Here is a 22,024-nt window from a genome sequence, read left to right as displayed (position 1 = left end):
CTCGAAAAAAATCGTTCAACTTCGTTTATTTAGATAAAACTCATAATTTCCCCATCATTTGGAATCATTACTTGTTTGTATAAAGCATTTTTGTTTAAGTAATTATGTAGTTCAATCCTTTTGAGACTGCAATGATTAACAGCTTCTAAATGTACTGCAATCACTTTAGAATTTGATATATTTGCGACTTTCAGCACGTCTTCTTTGGTCATTGTGATAGGCTTGCCAAAGATTAACTGTGCTTCTCCTGAATTTACTACTGTTACATCAGGCTGATGGTCTTTTAAAACTCTTTCTACTACTTTGTTATACACCGTATCTCCCGCTATATAGAGTTTTTTCCCTTTTCGGTCTTCAATAATAAAACCAGAAACCTTTCCCATTAAAAGACCAGCTAATCCTGTACCATGCTCCCCCTTGACTCTATAAATCTTCATTCCTTCCCATTGGTGTACATTGTTTATTGAGGTTACGTTATTAAAACCCGATTTTCGAATACTTGCCTCATCTTGTGGTTGGCAAAATAACGGTAGGTTTTTAGGAAGAATTTCCTTGGTCACTTCATCAAAATGGTCAAAATGCCGGTGAGTAATTAAAATTGCATCAATGTCTATTATTTTTTGCAACGAAACTGTCAAAGGCACAATTGGATTTTTTTTCTTATTTCTTGTTAATGGTACGGTTTTTATACTACCAACTTCCCCCAGCATTGGGTCAACCAAAATTTTTTTGCCACCGATATTTACTAAAAGCGTTGCATTTCTTATTAATTGTATTTCCAGTTTCATCACCTTTTCTCTTTGTATATATTATCAATCTAAACTTCTGAAAAATTATACCGAATTCTACCATATTTTTATCTTTATCAAATATTTATAAGCCTCAGGCAAAAGTAGTTACGAAAAAAGCCTTTTTAAGTAAGAAAAGCATAACCTTCGGGGCATTGTCCAATTCCCGCAGTCTATCCATTTTGTATATGTAAATTTAAGTATACCTGCAAGGTTGACTGGATCATGTGATGTAATGTAAACCGGGATTGTACAGTTTGTCTGGATGCTTCTGCCATTTGCTTATAAAGCTGCTGATTGAAATAAAGCAGTAGGACCTTTTCGCTAAATTCCTTTTCGGAATGCGAGGGGATAAGGAAGCCGGTTTGTTCATCTATAATAGCTTCATTAATGCCTCCCTTGTCTATCGCTATCATTGGTGTACCAACTGCCATTGCCTCTAGGATAACCATCGGGAAGACTTCCCGATGTGAAGTGAGCAGCAGTACATCCATCTCGCGAATAAATTGTTCTGGATGTTTTATTTCTCCTAAGCAATGGACCTTTTTTGATAAACCAAGCTCTTTAATTTTTTGAAGAATAGAAAGCTGCTCGGGCCCATTCCCTCCTATGTAGAATTCGAAGCTATCCGGATAATTTTTTTCTAGTTCATAAGCAATTTTTAAGAATAAATCATGGTTTTTCTCGCTGGAAAGCCTAGCTAATATTCCTATTTTCTTGACTGCAGGCTTTACCTTGTGTGAGAAGGTGAATTGCTTCAAGTCAACACCATTATAGATGGTGGTTATAAGGGATTCACGCACTCCGCTAAGGACTAAGTTATTTCTTTCGTATTCGCTCACTGTAATAACACGGTCTACGTAACCATTTAAAATTTTAGAAAGTATAAGTTTATATTTTCCATCCAATAAGGTCAGATTGTGCTTTGTGTAAACGATTTTTATTTCCCTTCTAATTAGCTTCTTTATAAGGATAGCGTAGAAGAGCATGCGGAGGCTGTTTGCATGAATCATATGAATATCGCAAGCTACTACCTTTTTGCTTAATCGTTTGATGTTACGAAAGTGATTTTTCTTGCTTAGTATTGTAAACCGCTCCTTTTGCTTGAGATTTCCATATAAATCCCCATACCCTGCAGCTGTATAGAGTGTGAGATCCGGATGCTGCAGTTCGTTCTCCAGCTTACAGAAGTATGTTTCCGCCCCCCCTGTTATGAGTTTGTCGGTTATAAATAAGACATTCATACACGAATCCCTGCCTTGTTTTTGATATAAGCATTTAATGCATACCTCATGAAGTATATGCTGGCTTGCATCCAGTTCAGCTCCTCCTGTGTCCGAAGCAGGCTCCAGTATCTAAAGGCAGCTTTTAGCTTATTACGGGATACCGAGCCTGGCGAGATCCGATAATATGCTAAATTTTTGGGGATGCTATAGGCTTTATGACCCTGCCGAAGAAGGGAAAGCCACGTTGCTGTGTCCTCCGGTTTTACATTAGGCATGCTAATTTCTCCAATCTTTCTCCGATCTAACATAACTGTCAGGCAGCCGATGATCGTGTTCCCAGCCAGATCCTTATAATCGAGAACTGCAGGTGGATAAATCTTGACTCCAAGCTCTTTTCCCTCTTCATCTATATGACAATAGCCTGTGAAGGAAAAAGCAATGTCATTTTCTATCATGAAGGAGGTCTGTATTGCCAGCTTCTCCGGCTTCCACATGTCATCTCCGTCCAGAAAGGCAATATAATCACCGCAGGCGGCTTTTATCCCTGCATTTCGTGCCTCTGCAGCTCCTCTATTTTCAGGGAATATGATCATTCGAATACGGCTATCGTTTCTTGCAAACTCTTCAATGATTTTCCTTGTCGCATCCTGGGAGCAGTCATCCACAATGATGAGCTCCCAATTTCGGTAGGTTTGCTGCTGCACGGATCGAATTGCGCTTGGAATAAATGCAGCGCAATTATAGGCAGGAATAATCACAGAAACAAGCGGCATGTTATATGTCTTTTCTGCTAAATTATCCATAATTTTATTCCTCCAAATCTGGTAAAGTGAAGTACTTACAAAGAATTGCTAAATAGACAAAAAACATTTCATTCACAATAAGAGACAGAGAAGCCATTTGGAGCAGAAATGCGATGAAAGTCAGAAATAGATACGGAGCTTCCTTATATAGCATAGTTGTAATTAACTTTTGTGCCACGAGGAAGAGGAATATAAGGAATACACAAAAGGCTATTACACCCGACTCCGCAAGAATTTCTATAAATGTGTTGTGTACATACAGCTTCTCTCCATAAAAAAAGAAATTATATTCAGAAAAGTTGAAGGCGCCAATTCCCATGAAGGGATGAGCGATAAAATATTCGATTGCCCGATTCCAAAGCTCAAACCGCCCGCTACCTCTGTCTTCTTGAAAGTCTTCTATCCTTTGGTTCAGGATGCTCATAATATCAAATTTCATAAACATAGTCGTCACAGATACAGTAATAGAGAGGAAGCATGTGAAATGAAACATGAGCTTTAGCTGCTTTCCGGGCTTACTCATAAGCAGATAGATAACAAATACGAGCAGCAAAGCTATCAGTCCGCCGCGGGAAAAGGTTAACACACTAGTTGTAATAGATAAAGCAAGGCCGCATTTGTTTTTTAGTGAATGACTATTGCATAAAAAGTAAAGCAAAAAGATTGTATTATAAAAAACATAAATATTGGGATCATCCAAAAGACCGATCAAGCGGGGATATCCTCTATCAATTAAGACACCGTATGCACTTATTTCATGCTCGCTGAATTGAAAGTGTAAGCTTTGCAGACCAATTAGATACAAAATAAGACTAACCAGATTGAAAAGAAGCCCTGAGTTTCCGATTGCGGTCTCGATGAGTTTTCTAGAATAATTGCCTATTGCGGATTTCATAATAAAATAGCAGCAAAGGACCAGGGTAATTCCTAGAATAATGCGCAGGCTAGAGCCTGCATATATAGAGAGGGCTCCGCTCAAGCTGTAAAGAAAATAAAAAGCCAATAGTGCGATTTCATGACCGTATAATCTTGTAAAATAGAAGGAAGCAAGATTTAAGGAAAACATAACGAATAGGAAAATCATATACGGCTTTAAAGAAAACCCAATCTGGAGATTGTACCTGCTCAATGTAATAAGGAACAGGAGAAGAAAGAGCATTCTTGTGTTTGTATTGAAATCATTAGCATTTCTAATGTCCATCTTAATTCTCCTAAGCGCTATGAACTTTATTTTTTTGAGTGATTCTCTGTTCCTTTTGCTTTTTTATATGATGCAAAATGGTTTCTCTTAGCTCTTTATCTATAAGGATAAGAGTTAATAAGGCAAAGCTTATAATTATGGCAGCTATCGGGAATGCACCAAAGAGTTGACCGGTGCAAAGCAGGATTACAGAGAACAGGGATATATAGGGAAGTAATGCCTGTTTTGCTGTATCCCATCTGTTAGGGCTAAGCATCCAAAAGCCAAGCAAGGCCAATATTTCTATAGAAAGCGCAGCATATACGGCACCTGTAATGTTATATTCGGTGCTTAAAATCCAGTAGAGGGCTGCGCCGATCACGGTGGTGGAAAATTGCACTATCGTTCTCCTAGTTTGTAGTCCCTGCGTTGTTAAACCATCTGCCAGAGCAACGCTAATGCCTTGCAGTATCAGCAAAATAGATAGCATACGCAAGGGTTCTGCTGCGGCCATCCATTTCTCCCCAAACAAAAGCTTAATGATCCATCCTGATAAGTGGAAGATTGGGATTGTGATCATGATTCCTATAATCCCCATGATCTTCACCTGTAGGATGCTTAGCCTTGCATGCTCCTGCCTCCGATTGGAGCTGTAATGCTTGAATAGAACGGGATAAAAGGCTCCGCCTATAATTCCTGGAATTTGGTACAGGGCGGAAGGAATGCGGTAAGCAACTGCAAAAATTCCTATTTGCTTTAGTGTTATTGTCTTCTCTAACACAAGGGGCCCCATTTGGGGAAGGAGCATAATTAGCAGCCCACTTATAATAAAGGACCAAATATTATCCAGCAGCCCCCTTTGGAAATGATGCTTCATTGTGAGCCCAATGCTTGTATGAACCATATATAGTCCATATAATCCTGCCAGGAAATATGATATTCCAAACAAGAAGGACATGATATAAGGCTGCACAGACAGAATCATTCCGATGCCAATCATAATGCAGAGCAGCACGGAAGACCAAATCCGTATTGCACCCAAATAGTGCATTTGTTCCGTTAGCTGGAAGTATGTAATTCCAATACTTTGCATAGCGAGACCGAGAACCATGGGAATAATAAGATAATAGGTCATGTGAGCCAATTCGTTGTTGCCATAGAGGCTGCGGATGATAATGAATGCTCCAAGGAATGTTGCCATAAGGAGAAAAATTCGCAGCCTGATGTAAGAGGCTACAATAGCCTGAAGATCAGAATTTTGCCGCGATCCTTCCCTTAAAACGGTATTGCTGAGCCCGGCATCTGTGAAATATCCCATGACCATGGCGAATGCCAAAGCGACGCTGAACATCCCATATTGATAAGAGTTAAAATATTTTGCTAAAACCATTAACGCAGCCGCATTTAAAGCCCTTGAGAGTGTAGTGCTGATAAATAAGTGAAGCACATTTTTACCAATAGAATTTTTTTTATTTTGATTCATTGTGTAGCCCGCCTAATAAAATAAGATTGTCCCATACATTTACTGTAAACCCTAGGGGGTAATAAGGAGCTTGGAATGGGAATACGAAGCTGCCGCCTGCTGGCTATAATATTTGAACGTAGAATGCAGCCCTTCTGTAATACCGTATACGGGTTCCCAATTTAAAAGCTTAATGCTTTCTTTATTGCATAGGATGCTATCCCTAATATCACCGCTGCGCTGCATAGCATATGCGGGAGATATCGTGCTGCCGCTTTGCTTTCGAATTTCATAGAAGACATCATTTATGCTAATGCCAGCAGCTGTAGAGATATTGAATATACCACAGGAATCGTATTCAACCGCTTTTAGGTTTGCCCGGCTGATATCCTTTACAAAAACAAAGTCTCTCGTTTGCTTACCATCTCCAAAAATGACAGGCTGTTCGTTGTTTAGAATTTTATCAAAGAAAATGGATATAACTCCGCCTTCACCATGTGCATTTTGTCCAGGGCCATAGACATTGCTATAGCGGAGGATTACATAGTCGATCCCGTAGAGCTTCTTAGCCAGCTTTAAATACTGTTCAGCGGCATATTTAGACAAGCCGTAGGGAGAAGCTGGCTGTTCCCTGCTTGTTACGGAGATAGGAAAAGCTGTAATGTCTCCGTATACAGCTGCTGAGGACGCAAACACAATTTTATTCACTTGATGCTTCCTGCAAGCATTTATGAGATTTACCATTCCTATTATATTGATGTCGGCATCTTCGCGACAATCTAATACAGAGCGTTGTACACTGACTTGGGCAGCCTCGTGAATAATACAGCTAGGTTTAAAGGATGCTATAGCATGCTCTAAATCATCATGTATAATATTCCCTAAGTAAAATGTGGCGTCCTTATCCTTAATGTTTTCAAAGGTTCCGGTTGAGAGGTTATCAAATACGGCTACCTCATACCCATTCCTTATAAGCTCATCCACAATATGGGAGCCAATAAAGCCACAGCCGCCTGTTACCAATACTTTTTTCATAGCATTGCCTCCGAAATTTTGATTTATCTGGCTCCATCACCAGTAAATAGAATTATAGATGTTTTTAGAAGAATACGGATATCCAAGCGAAAGCCTGCATGATGAATATAATATAAATCCAGCTGCAGCTTTTGGTCGGGATCGATATCATATCCCCCATTCACTTGCGCCCATCCTGTTATTCCGGGTTTTACAATAAGCCTATTACGAAAACCAGGTATTCTTTTTTCAAATTCATTATAAAAGTACAGCCGCTCTGGCCTTGGTCCAACGATTGACATATCTCCCTTTAAAACATTCCATAACTGCGGCAGCTCATCAATACGAGTTCTTCTAATAAATGAACCGATCCTTGTAATACGCGGGTCATGCTTTAAGGCCCACTGAGCCCCATCCCTTTCAGCATCATGTCTCATAGAGCGCAATTTAATGATCGTAAAGCTCTTTCCATTCAATCCTAAGCGTTCCTGTAAAAAGATTGGCGAACCTGGTGATTCTAATACGATAAGAATACTAAAAATGAGCATCATGGGTACGGCAACCACCAATCCTATAAGCGAAACAGCCATATCAAATAGTCGTTTCAGGACGAGGTACGAGGAAGGAAGGTCTTTGGCTATTATGTTGTATTTCTCCAATTGAACTGATTGATGCATGATTATTTACACTCCTTTGCACGCAAAAGTTTACAGGAAACCCTCTTAATTAATGAAAAATAAGATTATTCTAAATATTTCACACATGCTTACACACCAATTTTTTCTCCCTGAGAGGATGTATATGCTGTTTTCCCTCCCTGCCCCTGTTTGTTCTTTTTGCTTCCAGTACGCAGATCCATTTGGCTGGAATCATCTAAATGATCACGCAAAAATGCTGCACCAATTCCCGTTAATAATCCCATGATCAGAGAGATTGCTATACTAGGAGCTTGTTTGGGAAATACCATCTCTGATACCTCTGGGACATCCCCTTCCAGTAATATAGTAAAATCCTGTGCTTTCATCAGCTCCTTTATTTTTTCTTTAGCAATCGAAGCAGCTGTATAGGATATCTTTTTTACTGTTTCAGGATTGTTGTCTCTTACAGTAATGCTGATAACCTGAGAGTTTTCATTATTAGTTACTGAGATTTGCTGCTGCAAGTCAGAAACGGATCTATTTAATCCTAACTGTTGAATTGTTGCTTGCATGATAATGGGACTTTTCACAATATCCATGTAAGAAGCAATAAGCTGAACATTGGTTTTTCCATTATAGGAGCTAACACTGTTTTCCTCTTGTACCGAGCTTAGAACAACCTGTGTAGAAAACTGATATATAGGCTTTAAAACAAAGAATACGGTGCAGAGGATAGAGCATGTAATGAATATGGCTGTCAATACAAGCGTAATCCATCTCCTTCTAAGCAGATGAAGCAATTCCTTTAACTTCATTCCTTTTTCCATCATGAACCTCCTATGAATAGCAGGGAGCACCCTGGCTAAGTTTCTGTTTTGCTATTAGAAATCGGCTTTGTAAATAATACGATTCCTTTTGTTAGCTTTTTCCCCAGTCTATGTGAGGGTTTCTCAAATATTTTATAAGCAATCCCAGCTATAAATATGGAGCTGATAAAAGCTATAACTAGTATCAGTCCAACCGGAATGACTCTATAGAATATATGGATCAATGATAATAGAGAGATTAAGTGATATAGATAAAGGCTATAAGAAATTTTCCCTAAAGATATCAGTGCTTTTTGTTTTAGAAAAGAAGAAATCATGGGAGAAGATAGGCTGAGAATAATAAAAATACAGCTTCCCAACGCAATCGATATATTCCGGAATATTAGGTTATTCAGGAATGGATAGTCTCCTGCCCAGCCTTCATATAAATAGAAAATGAAGCCTATAAAAATAATAAGAATTTGGTAGATAAAAGGAATCCCTCTATAAAGCTTGCTCAAAGCATGCCGGTATTTTGCCAAATAGGCCCCAGCCAGGAACAGGGTGCAATAATGAAATGTAAGCAGGAAGCTTGTAGGATGAATCTGTTCCCTGTTAAGAGCAAGAAGAACGGAGGAAGCAGCAAATATTGTCGCTAGAACGAATAAGGACCTTTTTAATCGATATTGCAAAGGGATCATCATCACTGGATAGATAAGCGAAATCCTCATTTCATGAACAAGGGACCATATGACATTGTTATACGCGTCTGTATTATAGGTTCCGATTAAAAAAAGATGGCCTAATAATAAGCTAGGGGAGTCTATAGACGTCCACGAACGGTAAAACCAGCCGCTTAAACCGGGAATCTTCTCTCCGCTCAGTAAAGCTTTGCACAGGATTGCTATTATAATAGAGCAAGCGTAGGGAATATAGATTCTGCATATTCTTCTTATGATATAGGTGCTATACGCGGTATTTTTGTTTCCATAATATGGAAGGGACAGAACAAATCCGCTTAATACAAAAAAAAGGATTACAGACTCATTTCCGCTACTAAAGATCAGGCGGAGAGGACTTTCCTTAAGAAGATGAATAAGCGCTGGGGAGTTGTTATTATATGTGTAATTAGCATATTCAGGCATAATCATAAAAAGATGCCCAATCATCACAAATAAAGAAGCCAGTCCTCTTAAGGAATCTAATTCTACATATCGATTATTCATCTTATCACCTGCAAAATGCACATCTCTTCTTTTATAGTTTATTTTAGGGAATCAAGCTTTGGTTCTTGTATCCGTATTGCAGAAACTAGCAGCCGCAGTTTGGCTGTGTTCTTCACTTTTTGTTATTGTAAATCTATATGCTGAATAAAATGCAGCTTTGAATGATTTTATTTGTGCAGCCTTTTAGGTGAAGGGAAATCACTTAATAACGCTTATATAACCATCAATTCACCTTTTTACACTTTAAGAAAGTATAAATTTCTAGCTGGAAGACAATTCGGCGTAGCGAGAAATTTTAGGAATAAAGTATAAGTGCAACTGCGCCTCTGTCTTCGCCCAAAGGCAGGGCTCGCCAATCGGCGAGTTTTCTTTATCTTTTTAGCCAAGAAGACTCCTACTTCCATTTCGTGAAGGGCAAAGCCCAGAAATAAGTGGGAGATGAATTGGCTTTTTGCGTAGCAAAACATTTGTTCCTGTGGTAATATATCCCTGTGTAGATTGTCCTTTGAAAGAGGTTGTAGCAGGAAATCCGTCTGCTGCGTAAAACCTTTAATCTTCTATCGCCTACGCCTACCGAAGTAGAGCGAAAACGAGGCCGAGCAGGAGGCGTGCGGGTCCAACTTACAAACGATTGCTATCAGGGCCGGGACGGTCCGTAGAGACTGCTAAAGAACTAAAGGATACTTTGGTGTTCGCAGGAAGAATCCCCCACTTCAAGCGTAGCTAAGTGGGAGGAGAGCTCACCCCATAGGCATTCCTTATAGAATTCAATAGTTTTTTTAAAATCTTTATTATGTTTCATATACTTTTTTTCTTATGTTACAACCCCATAATAAGTAAGTATCCATATAGTATAAGGTTTGGTAAATGTAGGGGAGGACCAAAAAATTACCCCTTCCTAACTTAGGGATAACATGATAGAATTATGGTTTTTTAGTGTGTAATAAGATGACCAAGGGGGATAATGCTCTCCTGTGAGTTAAAATGGAAAATAGGCCATCATTGAAAACCGAGTAAAATCAAGGGTTTCAATAATGGCCTATTTCGCATTCTTACTTTAATTTTTATTGTTTAGGGGCTTTTGGATCAGCCTCAAATCTTTATTATACAGATAATTTCCTTTTAATGGACTGCATTTGTTTTTTTACAGTCTCTACAGATTTAAAAAGTGCTTCAGCAATCTGCTTTTTGCCATAGCCTTTTTGTTGAAGCTTATAAATTTCCCGTTCTGAAGAAGTGAGGACCTGTATTTTTTTATCTTCTCTTATCTTAGATAATAAGGCTGGTGCAGCATCAGAATGTATCCGAGCTTTACCTTCAACGACTTCTTCTATAGCTGTTATAATGTCAAATATACTGGACTTGTTTAAATAATTGATTACCCCCGATTCAAAGGATCTAACAATGATTTCCTCATCCTCAATTGAGGTCAGGGCAATGGTTTTGATTCCTTGATTATGTAATATTTCTATAATTTCAATCCCATCCAAATTAGCTCTGGAAAGGTTGATATCTATAAGTACGACATCTATTTTGGGTTCTCTTTTGATGACTTCCAGTGCATCCTCTTTACATCCGACAACACTGACTACTTTGATATTATTTGTCTCTTTTTCAAGATGCTTAGATATGTTTTCCTGCCAGAATGGTTCGTCCTCGACCAATACCACTTTTATTTTTTTATCTCCTAACATATGAATCCCCCAGTCCCAAACTATACGGTCATTTAAACATTAAGTATTCGGGATTTAGGGAATTGAATAATGACAGAAGTACCTTTGTCTACTTCACTATGTACAAATAACTCGCCATCATGCGCTCGGATTACCTGGTAAGAAAAACTAAGCCCTAAACCATGATTTTTTATGTTCCCCTTTGTTGAAAAGAAGGGTTCCATAATCCGGTTAAGCTCTTGTTTAGGAATTCCGACCCCGTTATCATTAATCTCAATACTTATTCCGTTCTTTATATGAAACAGATAAACATGTATCATACCTTCCTGTACGACGATAGCTTCCATAGCGTTATTCAGGATATTTTTCATCACTTCCGATAAAAGAACATTATCGCAATATAACGTAATATCGGTTTCTAAATGGGTTTTTATTGTAATGCCCCGGGCATTACAAATAGACTGTACTTCATCGACACAATTCTTAATCAATTCCGCTATTTGAACACTTGTTTCTTTAAGAATAATTTCTTCTGTTTTTGACCTTATGCGATCTACCATATTGTCAATGCCTTGAATCGCAGAAAATACTGATTCAATAGAATCTTTAGCTTGATCTAAGTCTTTTTTTTCAATAGAGTTTTTGGCGAGATTGAAGAAAAATTTAATTTTACTAATTTCATTTTTAATCGTGTGATTTAAAATTGCCGTTCCTTCACTCATGATTTTCATAGACTTGTCTAATATATACTGTTGTTCTATTTTAACTCTAATTCCGAAAGCGCCAATGATGAAAATATATACGATAAATAATATGTAAGCGATGAAAAAGAATATCGGGACAATCCGAAATAATTCGGTATCTGGATCAATGGCTCTGAACGTGTAATTAAAAATAAAAACACCTAACCACGCAGGAACCAATACGATAAATACTCGAAATTTACTTTGTTTGCGATATATGTTTATTTCGTTGCGCCAAGTGTAAAGCATGAGCCAGCTTGCAATTAAGAAATACGGAGCAGACCATACTAGCAGTATTCGAAAATTAATTGCAATGTCTGGGTAGAAATCAGTAAAAAATAACATAATAGCCATTGGTGCCGCGAGAATGTATGATAGCCTTTTTTTAATCTCTACCTTAACTATTGCTGAATACACGATAGAGTACATAAGGATTGCATAAGGGGAAATAATCTCACTTAAAAATTGAAAATAAATATGTACCTGAAACAAAAGCTTAGAGAGAGATATAGCTTTCATGGTTTGTAATACTGGTATCATGTCACTCACGATGGATTCTGAAAGCGCACCTATTGCAGCAGACATAGTGAATGTAATCATCCAGCGATTCGCTTCATTTTCTTTAGGTTGGCTAACAAATAAAATAATTGCAAATAACAAATTAAAAAAGAAAATAAACAACATTGGTTATCTCCCCGAAACAATATGTAAAATATCCTTCGGCTGTTGTGCGACATGATCTGCATGCCCTGTGTTCAAAAGTTCAGCTGAATCGTAGCCCCAGGCTGCCGCTATGCAACAAAGCTGATTCCTTTTAGCTGCTTTAATATCTCTTAGCTCATCACCAACATAAATAACCTCACTGTGGTGTAGCGTATTGCTTTTAAGAAAGGAGGCAATATTTCTTGCTTTCGAAAAAGAATTAAATGAATAATGAGCATAATCGAAAATATTAATGGAATTGTTTTTTAAAAATTGGTTGATGCCAGCACGGGAGTTGGTTGTCAAAAACCCTAAACGAAATCCCTTTTGCTTGAGCTCGTGAATTACTTCATTTATGCCATCGACAGCATTCAAATTAGGGATGTACTGTTGATACCTTTGCTTAATGGTTAGCCCAACAAGAGGCATTTTGTAAATAGGCACATTCAGTCTTTTACATCTGTCAGGTACTGACAGCGTACTTAAATATGGAACGTCTTCTTCATTAATTTTGTTGTAACCCTGTTTTTCTGCAATTTCATTAAAAATGTCAATTGCCAAAGATTTTGTGTTCACAATCGTTCCATTGAAATTAAAAAGTATAACTTTAGACATAGCACTCTCCTTAGAATCTAGTGATTTATAAAATATACATTCTTCTTCATTATACCAAAATATATAAATTATGGTTTTGTAGCGCACTTATTTGTTGTTTTTAATATCGACCATTTATGTTTAAATATTCCTTTTTATATGAATTTTGGTATGGATATACATCGATTTTCTTATCAGAATTCCATTACCTGGGGGTTTACAGGCGTATTATGTTTTCCATGCGAAACGGAATCTTCGTCGATATACAGATGGAGGACAAGCATTTTGCCCGTCTTTTTTAAGAAGGTATAACCTTTTAGAACCAATTCTGCTTTCTTGCTTTTTCAAATCCTCGTCATCTTGTAGATAAAATGATAAGAGGGGCTATTTTTATACAGAACAGCCGCCTTTAAACTGCTAAATTGAAGTTACGTCTAGCCAAATTTCAAGCTAGGCATACATATGGTCATGTTTGATTAGGTGAGCCATCCGGGTATTTCTTTTATTGTAAAGGTACCGCGGAATAACAAGAAGGACGCGTCTTTCAGAAGGACGTTAATTTATGAAGCCATCGACGTTTGAGGAAGCAGCCCAATTATATGAACAAATGATTTACAAGCAATTAAAGAGGCTGTGCATCTATCGGAATCAAGATGAGTTTTATCAGTGTGGCTTAATTGCACTTTGGAGGGCATATGAACAGTTTGACGATCGAAAGGGAGCTTTTTCGACGTATGCCTTTTATACGGTGCGCGGCTATTTGCTTAGGAAGCTGTATGAGGAGCGGAGGGTAGAGGAGAGGCAGATTATGCTGGAGCCGGAGCTTGCGGAAACAATTTCATCAAAGGAGCAGAAGGATGATGCTGATTTTTTTCAGTATTTGGCGCCTTTAAATCCGAAGCAGCGTTTGGTTGTTGAGGAGCGCTTCTATCACGGCAAGAAGCTGACTGCCATTGCGCAGGAGCAGGGAATGACATACGATCAGGTGCGCTCATTTTACCGAAGAGCAATTCGGAAAATGAAAGAGTATGCCTGCGAGCAGAGGTGGATATAAGGGCGGGGAAGGCTGCTAATAGGCAGCCTTCATAGGTCGGAGCAAAGCTGAAAGTGAGTAAGAATGCGGGCAGCCTTCTGAAGCTGCTGCTTTGTGCGGTATGCGCTGCAATTGAGAAGAAGCTCTTCGCCATTTGCAAATAGCAGCAGTGTTTTCTTTCCGTGCGGCCGTACCTCGCGTACATGGGCATAGCAATACCAAATGCAGTCCCATTTATTTGGCGATGTAGATGGAATAGGACAAATATTCCGTTTCCAGCAAAGCGGAATCGGGAGGTTTCTCTGTATATGCAGCAGGCGCTTGATGGCCTCTCGTTTGCCTTGGTAGCTTGCGCCAGTACGGATGCAAGCATCATCGAGCAGTTGTTTGCAGGTTTTCTCGGAATAAAAGACACCTCTTGTATCAAGAATTTTCGTTTGGTATAGCGGATGGGCATAGGGAAGAAATGCAATGGTGTATTCACAAATGTGATAATCTGTTTGATTCATTGGAAATCCTCCTTCATTTTTGGAGTTTTATTTCGTATTTATATTATAACTGGAAATTAGTTTCTTTGGGCTGTAAAATTTAAAATTTCATGGTGAAAATTGTAAAAGGATGTTTGAATATAGAGTTTTCGGGTACGATAACCGTATCTTTAAGGAAAAGAGAGAGCAGGCATGAAACGAAAACGAATCTTTATTTGGCTGGCCGTTTGTCTCGCAGTGCTTGTGGGAGGGGCTGGTGTGTACGCATATCAAGTCTATTCAGATGTGAATCAAACACTTCAATCGGTGCATCAGCCTGTGCGGAGGGAGGCAATTGAAATAAGACCGGAGCCTCTTGAGCTAAAGCAGCTCGATCCCGTTTCTATTTTGCTGCTTGGCGTGGATGAGCGGGAGGGAGACAGAGGACGTTCTGATTCCCTTGTACTTGTTACCGTTAGCCCGAATGAGAATACAACAAAGCTTGTTAGTATTCCGCGCGATACATATGTCACGATTGAAGGAAAGGGCAGGCAGGATAAGATTAACCATGCGTATGCTTTTGGGGGTGTACCAATGACGCTGAATACGGTGGAGCGGTTTCTAGGCATTCCGATTGATTATTATATTGAGGTTAATATGCAGGGCTTTCAAGAGATTGTTGATGTGGTCGGCGGCGTAACGGTTAATAATCCATTTCCTTTTAGCTATGAAAGATATTCATTTGCAAAAGGAAGCATTGCACTCAATGGGGCGCAGGCGCTTGCGTACGCGCGTATGCGCAAGGAGGACCCAAAGGGTGATTTCGGAAGGCAGGGGCGGCAGCGGCAGGTAATTGAGGCGGTGATGAAAAAGGGTGCTTCCTTCTCTTCCTTGACGCATTACGAGAAGATTTTACAGGTTATCCAGCATCATGTAAGGACGAATCTAACAGCTGCGGAGATGTATGAGATTCAAAAGGATTATCAACAAGCTGCGCAGCATGTTGAACAGATTGAAATTACTGGGGAAGGAAAAAGAATTGGCCGCATTTGGTATTATGTTGTATCCGAGGCGATGCGGCAGCAGTTATCGAATCAGCTGCGCAAGCATTTGGGACTGGCTGCGGAATCTTAAAGCAGATTGGAGTATTCCAGTCTGTTTTTATTTTCCTTGATTTGGTAGTATAGATAATGAAGGGAGTTGGTATGATGTGGAAAAAAATTGGAGCAGCAGGTGTTGTTGCTTTGACACTGGGGGTAACAGTAGCCGGTAATATGCATTTTAAGGAAAAAATTCAAGCTGCAACAAATAACATGAAGACGGTGCTTCGAGATGCTGTACCTGGGACTAAGCAGCAGGATTCTTCCTACACTGTGCATATGAAGAACCTGCCAGAGGCAGTGCAAATGAAAATCAAACAGGCAGTGGAGACGAAGAAGCCGCTTCAGCTTGTGATTGCTGGAGATGAGGCTGCAACAGGATGGCCTGACATATTGGCAAAAAACCTGCAGGATACATACGGATCTGATGTGTTTCAGGTTACTGTGAAATCGTACCCACAAAAAACAACGCAGCAATGGGTAGATGAGAAGGTTTTTGAGGATGTAGTCAATTCGAAGCCGGATATTTTGTTGTACGAGCCTTCCTTGCTTGTGGATGCGGGCGTAGTTAGTAAGAAGCAAACGGTGAATAATATTTCCATCATTTTGGATGAGATTACAAAGCGCGTCCCAGGTGTTGCGATATTCGTACAGCCGCCGAATCCGCTGCACCAGGCAAAGCACTATCCGAGTACTGTACAACTATTAAAGGACAGCATGCAAAGCAAGGGAATTACATATCTGGATCATTGGACAAGCTGGCCTGATCCAAATGGAGATGATATTCTGAACTATCTTGAAAAATCGGATGGTTGGGCAAATGCACAGGGACAGCAGGTTTGGGCGCAATATTTAACGGGCTATTTTATAGCGAACGAGAAGGAATAGACTAGGAATCTACTTGAATATGTTGACTTCATTTCTATTTGCTCCTACGATTAGAGAGAGCATATACAGCAGTGAGGGGGAGCGGGAGTGTTTTCGGAATTTTTGAAGAAAAATAAGAAAATGGCATGGTTTCTAGCAATCGTGCGTTTTTTCTTGGGGGTTGTATGGTTCAGGCATGGGTTTGAGAAAATTTCAAACAAAAGCTTTGACGCTTCCATTTTCTTGAAGGATGCAATCACTAAAACATCAGGGGATAATGCGGTTGTGCAGGATTGGTGGGCATTTATCGTAAAGTATTTCTTCCTGCCAAATGTTGATATTCTGAATTATCTTGTGCCGATTGGGGAGTTTTTCGTCGGTCTTGGTCTCATTGCCGGTGCATTTACAAGACCAGCCCTCTATTTTGCACTTATTATGAATTTCTCATACTTGCTAAGCGGTTCCATGGATATTAATCCGCAAATGATTCTTTGGTCGTTGCTGCTTCTATCAGCGCGTGAAAATGCCGGACGCATCGGGGCAGATGGTTGGATTTTTTCTTCCCTCAAGAAGAAAATGAGCGCGCCGCCGGCCAAGCCCCCGGTATAAAGCAGCTTGTATAAGCTGCTTGTTTTATTTTTAAGGCTGCCTTCATATGTATATTAAGAAAAGCGTTCACTAGATAACATCTGAAATTTGATAATTTTGCAGTGTGGAACAGCTAAGGAAATGGGGGTGAAGAAATGAAATGGCGTTATATTTTACTGCTTGCACTCATGGGCGGTCTCCTATATTTAGCGAATACGAATCCAGAAAAGGGAGAATACACGAAATGGGCTTCTGAGCAGCTGATTCACAGAAGTGACCTCCATAAGTCATTATCGAAAACCGAGAAAGAGGATGCTGGCGGCCTGTTTGGAGAGCTGGCGTCTCTTGGTAAGCAATTGACGGAGAAATACGTACAGCCGCAAGTCGGTTTGCTGATTGACAAATATACAACAAAGAAGGACTATATATTTTTCTCTACATATACGACCTCATTTACCATTGGGGGAACGACCTATACGTATGTGACAGTTGCGGTGGCAGATCGCTTCGTGCCGGTTCAGGTACCGGAGCAAACAAAAAAGGAAGGGGCCTAGAACTCCTTCCTTGAATAGATTATTATTAGTTAATATATGGGCATATGTTTAAATGTTTGCAATACGAGCTTGATCCAACCGATGAGCGAGATCCATAAAATTAAAGATAGTATACTTCCCCAAAAAAGTCCCTTCAAAAAGTTTCCTTCTGTGTATGTATTCATACTATCCTTCCTTTCTGGAGCGAATAATCGTCACTATTAGTTTGGACTTCTTATAGTATATATATTCTACATAATGTTATTGTAAGCCTTTTCACAATTGGAATTTAATCAAAAATAATTAAAATCTGACTCTTTTATCAAAAAAAGGGGCGGGAGAACACTCCTTCTTCAATCATGTGAAGGGTGATGATATTAACCCGCCTCTTTATCTTTTCTCAGATCCTCATCATAACCAAGGGCCTGATCGGATTTTTTAGACATGAGAAGCAGGCTCATCGTAAAGACAGTAACAATACTCCCAACAAAAGCACCTAAAATAAAACTCCACATAAATTATTCCCCCATTAGCCTTTGTTTACAATTCAATCAAAATTAACTAAAAAACCTGTGTTCGGAAACTGACATATTTACAGAGAATTACGTCCTGCTGCAGCTTTGCAAGATTCCTTTTCGTATAAATGATATATTATTAATAATATTATATAAAAATATCCTTATGAATAGGGATATTTTCTTTGTGGTAAATTGAACCATCATATATACAAACGAAGGAGTCTTCTCAGGCTCCTTCGCTTCTAAGTTTAATTTAGTTTTACTTCCGCTACTGTTCGTTCGATAAGGCGAGCACCCTTTTTGCGGGCATTTTGCCCAAGCGTCAGAAATACATCCGATGCGAGCACTGTGTCCATGGCGCTGTTCACCGCTGCTTCATTCACTGGAATGATTGGGCTATCAACGGTGAATGTGACTGTTTTTCCGTCTTCGCGTAAAAACTGCAATTCAAGAACCTGCATGTAGGCATCCTCCTTTTTATACTTTAGGAAATTTTAGAAACAAAGTGCAACTGCGCCTCTGCCTTTGGAGCAAAAAGCGCCCCATCTGGCAGAGACTGTCCCCTTCGCAAGCAAAACAGGCTTTTCTATTATGCCTGGGCTACATCGTTGGTGCTTAGCATTTGCACTGCGTCTAGTGTGTATGTTTGCAGGGAAGCAAGTGCAACTGCTGCTTCGTGCACTTTTTCAGGCTGTGCATTTAGCTTAATTCCTTTGTACAGCTTGTTTTTCAAAACTGGTTTGCCGTTCGTGCCCATCCCGCTATTTAAAACGAGGCGTACACTTACATCTGTTACCACTGTTTGTACTGCCATCTCTCTCACCCCCTTTGCCTTATATATAAGTGCGAAGAGAGAAAATGGGCTTGGCAGGAGAAAAAAATTTGGTTTTTTGAAGAAATGCCCATTTTTTTGATATATGATACACTGAAGGGGAGATGGAGGGACTAGAATGAAGAAATGGATTCAACTATGGCTGCCTGTGCTGCTTTGGATCGGGATGATTTTTTACTTTTCTTCGCAGCCATATGAAAAACAGGATATGAGACCGAAGCTTTCACAATATGTAGATGAGCAGGCTGTGGAGGAGCATTTTTCCTGGGTAGACTTCAGTTATGCGAAGCATACGATTAGCATTCATCATTTAGGGGTACCAGGATTTTTAGAGTTCTTTTTACGAAAGGCTTCACACTTCTCTGTATACTTTGTATTAGCTATTCTATTGCATCGTGCGCTTTCCCATTATTCTATGCGGAAGGGGCAGGCTATTATACTTGCGCTGCTGTTAACGGCTGCGTATGCCGGATTTGATGAGATTCATCAATCGTTTACGAAGGATCGGACTCCGCTTTGGCAGGATTCAGTTTTGGATACAGTCGGAGGAATGTTCGGGATTGCCGTTCGTTTGTTGTTTATGAAACAAAAGCGAAGAAATCAGGCTGTTCGTATATAGGAAAGATAGTGTGAAAAACATAGGAAAAGAGGCGGGGGAAAGCAGACTCCGCCCTTTTTTTGTTCACATTTTAACAAGGTATAAATTTTCAAACGGGAGCAAATTCGATGTAGTAGGAAATTCTAGGAATACAGCATAAGTACAACTACGTCTCTTTCTTCGCCTAACGGCTTGCCAATCGGCGAGTTTTCTTTAAAAGAAAGTATAGTACATACACATCCTTTTGAACTGAGAAATATCAGCATGTCCAAGATTTATAGATTAGTTTAAAAAGCAGAAAAAATTATTATTATTATTTGTAGCTTTTTGTTTAATTTTGTAGTTCCGATAATAAATTAAAAATGTGATTTTATTTGATTTCAATAAACGTGAAAGCGCTTAATAAATTAATTGTTTTTCAACCTTCTAAATTGAGCTGACAATGTCCCTGTTTCAACTAATTTGCTTTAAAAATAATAAATGTATTCCTTTTCAATTAGACGATTATGCACTTAGTTCGCCAGATATCTGGTTTATATAGATAAAAATACAAAAAATCTGTGCTACAAAGTTTTGTGAGTTCAACATAGGGACCGTAATGAAACGTTTGTTCGCATTTTTGCGAGTAATATTTTTAGGTGGTGATGCGTTAATACTTATATTATTGTCTTCTTTATGTAGGTTAGATACTAAAGCTGTCAAGGAAAAGAAAAGTTTATCTTAAAATTTTTCTAGGTTAAAACTAAAGCAATATTTTCGTTAAAAACGTAATTATTAGGTTCGTTCCTTTTGCTATATTTGCTTTAGTTAGTATTGCCATATCAAAATTCATTAAGCTTTTAAGCAAAATGCTATAGGAACCTGAACTTTGGAGGGCATGATTGTCTTTCCACAATTACTACAACTTGCATGAAAGGGGTTAATTAATGAATAAATTAAATCAAAAGATGGGGACTTTCGCGCTGATTATGGTAGGGCTTGGATCTATTATTGGATCCGGTTGGTTATTCGGGGCCTGGAGAGCCGCGCAAATTGCCGGGCCGGCTGCTATTTTCTCTTGGATTATCGGTATGATTGTTATCTTATTTATTGCGCTTTCTTATAGTGAATTAGGCGCTATGTTTCCCGAAGCTGGGGGAATGGTGAAATATACGCAGTATTCTCATGGTTCTTTTCTAGGGTTTGTTGCAGCTTGGGCAAACTGGATAGCGATTGTTTCAGTTATTCCAGTTGAAGCAATTGCGTCTGTTCAATATATGAATTCATGGCCATGGGAATGGGCGGAGTGGACACATAGTTTAGTAGTAAACGGAAGCCTTACCGGAAAAGGTTTGGCTATTGCTTCTGTATTAATGCTTGTTTACTTTTTCTTGAATTACTGGACAATAGGTTTGTTCGCAAAAGCGAACTCTACTATTACTATATTTAAAATTGTTATCCCTGGGCTTACGATTGGTGCACTCCTATTTGCCGGCTTTCATGGAGATAACTTTACGTCTGGGCAAAGTATGGCACCTAATGGCTGGGCAAGTGTATTCACTGCCGTAGCAACATCTGGTATTGTATTCGCATTCAACGGTTTTCAAAGCCCGATCAATATGGCTGGCGAGGCCAAGAACCCCGGTCGTTCTATCCCGATTGCAGTCGTCGGTTCTGTTCTAATCGCAACTGTTATATACGTTCTATTGCAAGTTGCTTTTATTGGGGCTGTTGATCCTTCCGAGCTTGTTAATGGCTGGCATCATTTAAATTTCAACTCTCCATTTGCGGATTTGGCAATCGTGCTTGGCTTGAACTGGCTGGCCATCTTATTATACGCAGATGCATTCGTTTCTCCTTCCGGGACAGGAATCACTTATACAGCTACAACAGCGCGGATGATATACGGAATGCAAAAAAATAAATATTTGCCAGAAGTGTTAGGAAAGCTGCATCCTATTTACGGTATACCGCGTCCGGCTATGTTTTTCAATTTAGCTGTATCCTTTTTGTTCTTGTTCTTATTTAGAGGCTGGGGCGTATTGGCAGAGGTTATTTCAGTTGCTACTCTGATATCCTATATTACGGGACCTGTTACTGTAATGACATTAAGACGGACAGGTAAGAATTTGTATCGGCCTTTGCGTCTAAAAGGCTTGGGCATTATCGCGCCATGCGGATTTATATTTGCTTCTTTAACCCTGTATTGGGCGCGTTGGCCGCTTACAGGACAAGTATTATTCATTATTCTGATCGGGCTCCCTATTTACTTTTATTACCAAATGAAAGTGAAATGGAAGGGATTCCAAAAGAACTTCCTGGCAGGGCTTTGGATGGTCTTTTACTTATTATGCATGATAGCCATTTCTTATTTAGGAAGTGAAAAGTTCGGCGGAATCAACGTCATTCCATACGGCTGGGACATGCTTGTGATTGCATGTATATCCCTTGTTTTTTATACGTGGGCTGTAAAAAGCGGATATGAAACAGAATACCTGCAAGAAGCAAACAAAGTGAATAAGGAAATGGAAAGAAGAGAGGAAGCAATAGCATCTAAAATAGATAAAGAAACTGCTGTGTGAAAGTAAAAGCAGGAAATCTATCGCATTTAGAGATGCTAATACTATCAATAAAAAGAGATCAAATTTAGTATG

23 protein-coding genes are annotated in these 22,024 nt (G+C 39.2%); 7 read left to right on the top strand and 16 right to left on the bottom strand.

Going from position 1 to position 22,024, the window contains the following annotated elements; genetic code table 11:
• Positions 1–29 precede the first annotated feature (29 nt).
• From AC6HZ4_RS25385 to AC6HZ4_RS25330, 12 genes are all read right to left on the bottom strand, one after another.
• The gene (locus AC6HZ4_RS25385; protein WP_497492649.1) at positions 30–788 is read right to left on the bottom strand and encodes an MBL fold metallo-hydrolase; all 759 of its coding nucleotides are present in this window, start codon (positions 786–788) and stop codon (positions 30–32) included.
• 173 nt (positions 789–961) lie between these two features.
• A complete protein-coding gene (locus tag AC6HZ4_RS25380; RefSeq protein ID WP_497492648.1) occupies positions 962–2,032 on the bottom strand; it encodes a glycosyltransferase family 4 protein in 1,071 nt (356 codons plus the stop codon).
• Positions 2,029–2,817 carry a glycosyltransferase family 2 protein gene (locus AC6HZ4_RS25375; RefSeq protein ID WP_497492647.1) on the bottom strand — a complete coding sequence of 263 codons (789 nt, stop codon included), beginning with the start codon at positions 2,815–2,817 and terminating at the stop codon, positions 2,029–2,031. The genes AC6HZ4_RS25380 and AC6HZ4_RS25375 overlap by 4 nt, the downstream gene beginning before the upstream one ends.
• A gap of 4 nt (positions 2,818–2,821) precedes the next feature.
• A complete protein-coding gene (locus tag AC6HZ4_RS25370) occupies positions 2,822–4,018 on the bottom strand; it encodes an O-antigen ligase family protein (RefSeq protein ID WP_497492646.1) in 1,197 nt (398 codons plus the stop codon).
• Between the two features lie 10 nt (positions 4,019–4,028).
• Positions 4,029–5,480, bottom strand: a complete 1,452-nt coding sequence (locus AC6HZ4_RS25365) for an oligosaccharide flippase family protein (protein WP_497492645.1) — start codon at positions 5,478–5,480, stop codon at positions 4,029–4,031.
• Between the two features lie 51 nt (positions 5,481–5,531).
• Positions 5,532–6,494, bottom strand: coding sequence for an NAD-dependent epimerase/dehydratase family protein (locus AC6HZ4_RS25360; protein ID WP_497492644.1), 963 nt, complete (start codon positions 6,492–6,494; stop codon positions 5,532–5,534).
• A gap of 23 nt (positions 6,495–6,517) precedes the next feature.
• The gene (locus tag AC6HZ4_RS25355; protein WP_497492643.1) at positions 6,518–7,150 is read right to left on the bottom strand and encodes a sugar transferase; all 633 of its coding nucleotides are present in this window, start codon (positions 7,148–7,150) and stop codon (positions 6,518–6,520) included.
• A gap of 89 nt (positions 7,151–7,239) precedes the next feature.
• Complete coding sequence (locus tag AC6HZ4_RS25350; RefSeq protein WP_497492642.1) at positions 7,240–7,941, bottom strand: YveK family protein; 702 nt, start codon at positions 7,939–7,941, stop codon at positions 7,240–7,242.
• Between the two features lie 32 nt (positions 7,942–7,973).
• On the bottom strand, positions 7,974–9,143 hold the full coding sequence (locus AC6HZ4_RS25345; protein ID WP_497492641.1) for an acyltransferase family protein: 1,170 nt from the start codon (positions 9,141–9,143) through the stop codon (positions 7,974–7,976).
• A 1,103-nt stretch (positions 9,144–10,246) separates the two neighbouring features.
• Positions 10,247–10,837: a response regulator transcription factor gene (locus AC6HZ4_RS25340; RefSeq protein WP_497492640.1), complete on the bottom strand. Its 591-nt coding sequence runs from the start codon at positions 10,835–10,837 to the stop codon at positions 10,247–10,249.
• A 32-nt stretch (positions 10,838–10,869) separates the two neighbouring features.
• The gene (locus AC6HZ4_RS25335) at positions 10,870–12,243 is read right to left on the bottom strand and encodes a sensor histidine kinase (RefSeq protein WP_497492639.1); all 1,374 of its coding nucleotides are present in this window, start codon (positions 12,241–12,243) and stop codon (positions 10,870–10,872) included.
• Positions 12,244–12,246: 3 nt separating this feature from the next.
• Positions 12,247–12,876 (bottom strand): HAD-IA family hydrolase, encoded by a 630-nt coding sequence (locus tag AC6HZ4_RS25330; protein ID WP_497492638.1) that lies wholly within the window; start codon positions 12,874–12,876, stop codon positions 12,247–12,249.
• A 541-nt stretch (positions 12,877–13,417) separates the two neighbouring features.
• Here AC6HZ4_RS25330 and AC6HZ4_RS25325 point away from each other — a divergent pair.
• Positions 13,418–13,909, top strand: coding sequence for a sigma-70 family RNA polymerase sigma factor (locus tag AC6HZ4_RS25325; protein ID WP_497492637.1), 492 nt, complete (start codon positions 13,418–13,420; stop codon positions 13,907–13,909).
• A 29-nt stretch (positions 13,910–13,938) separates the two neighbouring features.
• Here the strand turns inward: AC6HZ4_RS25325 and AC6HZ4_RS25320 are convergent, their stop codons facing one another.
• Positions 13,939–14,397 (bottom strand): competence protein ComK, encoded by a 459-nt coding sequence (locus tag AC6HZ4_RS25320; RefSeq protein WP_497492636.1) that lies wholly within the window; start codon positions 14,395–14,397, stop codon positions 13,939–13,941.
• A gap of 171 nt (positions 14,398–14,568) precedes the next feature.
• Here AC6HZ4_RS25320 and tagU point away from each other — a divergent pair, with 171 nt between their 5' ends.
• The 4 genes from tagU to AC6HZ4_RS25300 all read left to right on the top strand — a co-directional run bounded on the left by tagU (position 14,569) and on the right by AC6HZ4_RS25300 (position 17,464).
• Complete coding sequence (gene tagU, locus AC6HZ4_RS25315) at positions 14,569–15,489, top strand: polyisoprenyl-teichoic acid--peptidoglycan teichoic acid transferase TagU (protein ID WP_497492634.1); 921 nt, start codon at positions 14,569–14,571, stop codon at positions 15,487–15,489.
• 71 nt (positions 15,490–15,560) lie between these two features.
• On the top strand, positions 15,561–16,343 hold the full coding sequence (locus AC6HZ4_RS25310; protein ID WP_497492632.1) for an SGNH/GDSL hydrolase family protein: 783 nt from the start codon (positions 15,561–15,563) through the stop codon (positions 16,341–16,343).
• A gap of 87 nt (positions 16,344–16,430) precedes the next feature.
• The gene (locus AC6HZ4_RS25305) at positions 16,431–16,931 is read left to right on the top strand and encodes a DoxX family protein (RefSeq protein ID WP_497492631.1); all 501 of its coding nucleotides are present in this window, start codon (positions 16,431–16,433) and stop codon (positions 16,929–16,931) included.
• A gap of 134 nt (positions 16,932–17,065) precedes the next feature.
• The gene (locus AC6HZ4_RS25300; protein ID WP_497492630.1) at positions 17,066–17,464 is read left to right on the top strand and encodes a DUF4359 domain-containing protein; all 399 of its coding nucleotides are present in this window, start codon (positions 17,066–17,068) and stop codon (positions 17,462–17,464) included.
• Between the two features lie 356 nt (positions 17,465–17,820).
• Here the strand turns inward: AC6HZ4_RS25300 and AC6HZ4_RS25295 are convergent, their stop codons facing one another.
• The 3 genes from AC6HZ4_RS25295 to AC6HZ4_RS25285 all read right to left on the bottom strand — a co-directional run bounded on the left by AC6HZ4_RS25295 (position 17,821) and on the right by AC6HZ4_RS25285 (position 18,775).
• A complete protein-coding gene (locus tag AC6HZ4_RS25295) occupies positions 17,821–17,958 on the bottom strand; it encodes a DUF3789 domain-containing protein (protein ID WP_497492629.1) in 138 nt (45 codons plus the stop codon).
• A gap of 251 nt (positions 17,959–18,209) precedes the next feature.
• Complete coding sequence (locus AC6HZ4_RS25290; RefSeq protein WP_497492628.1) at positions 18,210–18,422, bottom strand: DUF2922 domain-containing protein; 213 nt, start codon at positions 18,420–18,422, stop codon at positions 18,210–18,212.
• A 128-nt stretch (positions 18,423–18,550) separates the two neighbouring features.
• Positions 18,551–18,775, bottom strand: coding sequence for a DUF1659 domain-containing protein (locus AC6HZ4_RS25285; protein ID WP_497492627.1), 225 nt, complete (start codon positions 18,773–18,775; stop codon positions 18,551–18,553).
• Positions 18,776–18,911: 136 nt separating this feature from the next.
• Here AC6HZ4_RS25285 and AC6HZ4_RS25280 point away from each other — a divergent pair, with 136 nt between their 5' ends.
• Both AC6HZ4_RS25280 and aimA read left to right on the top strand, forming a co-directional pair.
• On the top strand, positions 18,912–19,412 hold the full coding sequence (locus AC6HZ4_RS25280) for a VanZ family protein (RefSeq protein WP_497492626.1): 501 nt from the start codon (positions 18,912–18,914) through the stop codon (positions 19,410–19,412).
• A 905-nt stretch (positions 19,413–20,317) separates the two neighbouring features.
• Complete coding sequence (aimA, locus tag AC6HZ4_RS25275) at positions 20,318–21,952, top strand: glutamate/serine transporter AimA (protein WP_497492625.1); 1,635 nt, start codon at positions 20,318–20,320, stop codon at positions 21,950–21,952.
• Positions 21,953–22,024: the final 72 nt, after the last annotated feature.

Source organism: Ectobacillus sp. OTK, assembly GCF_059698935.1.
Note: the sequence above shows the minus strand (reverse complement) of the source record. Positions and strands in the feature narration are given on the sequence as shown.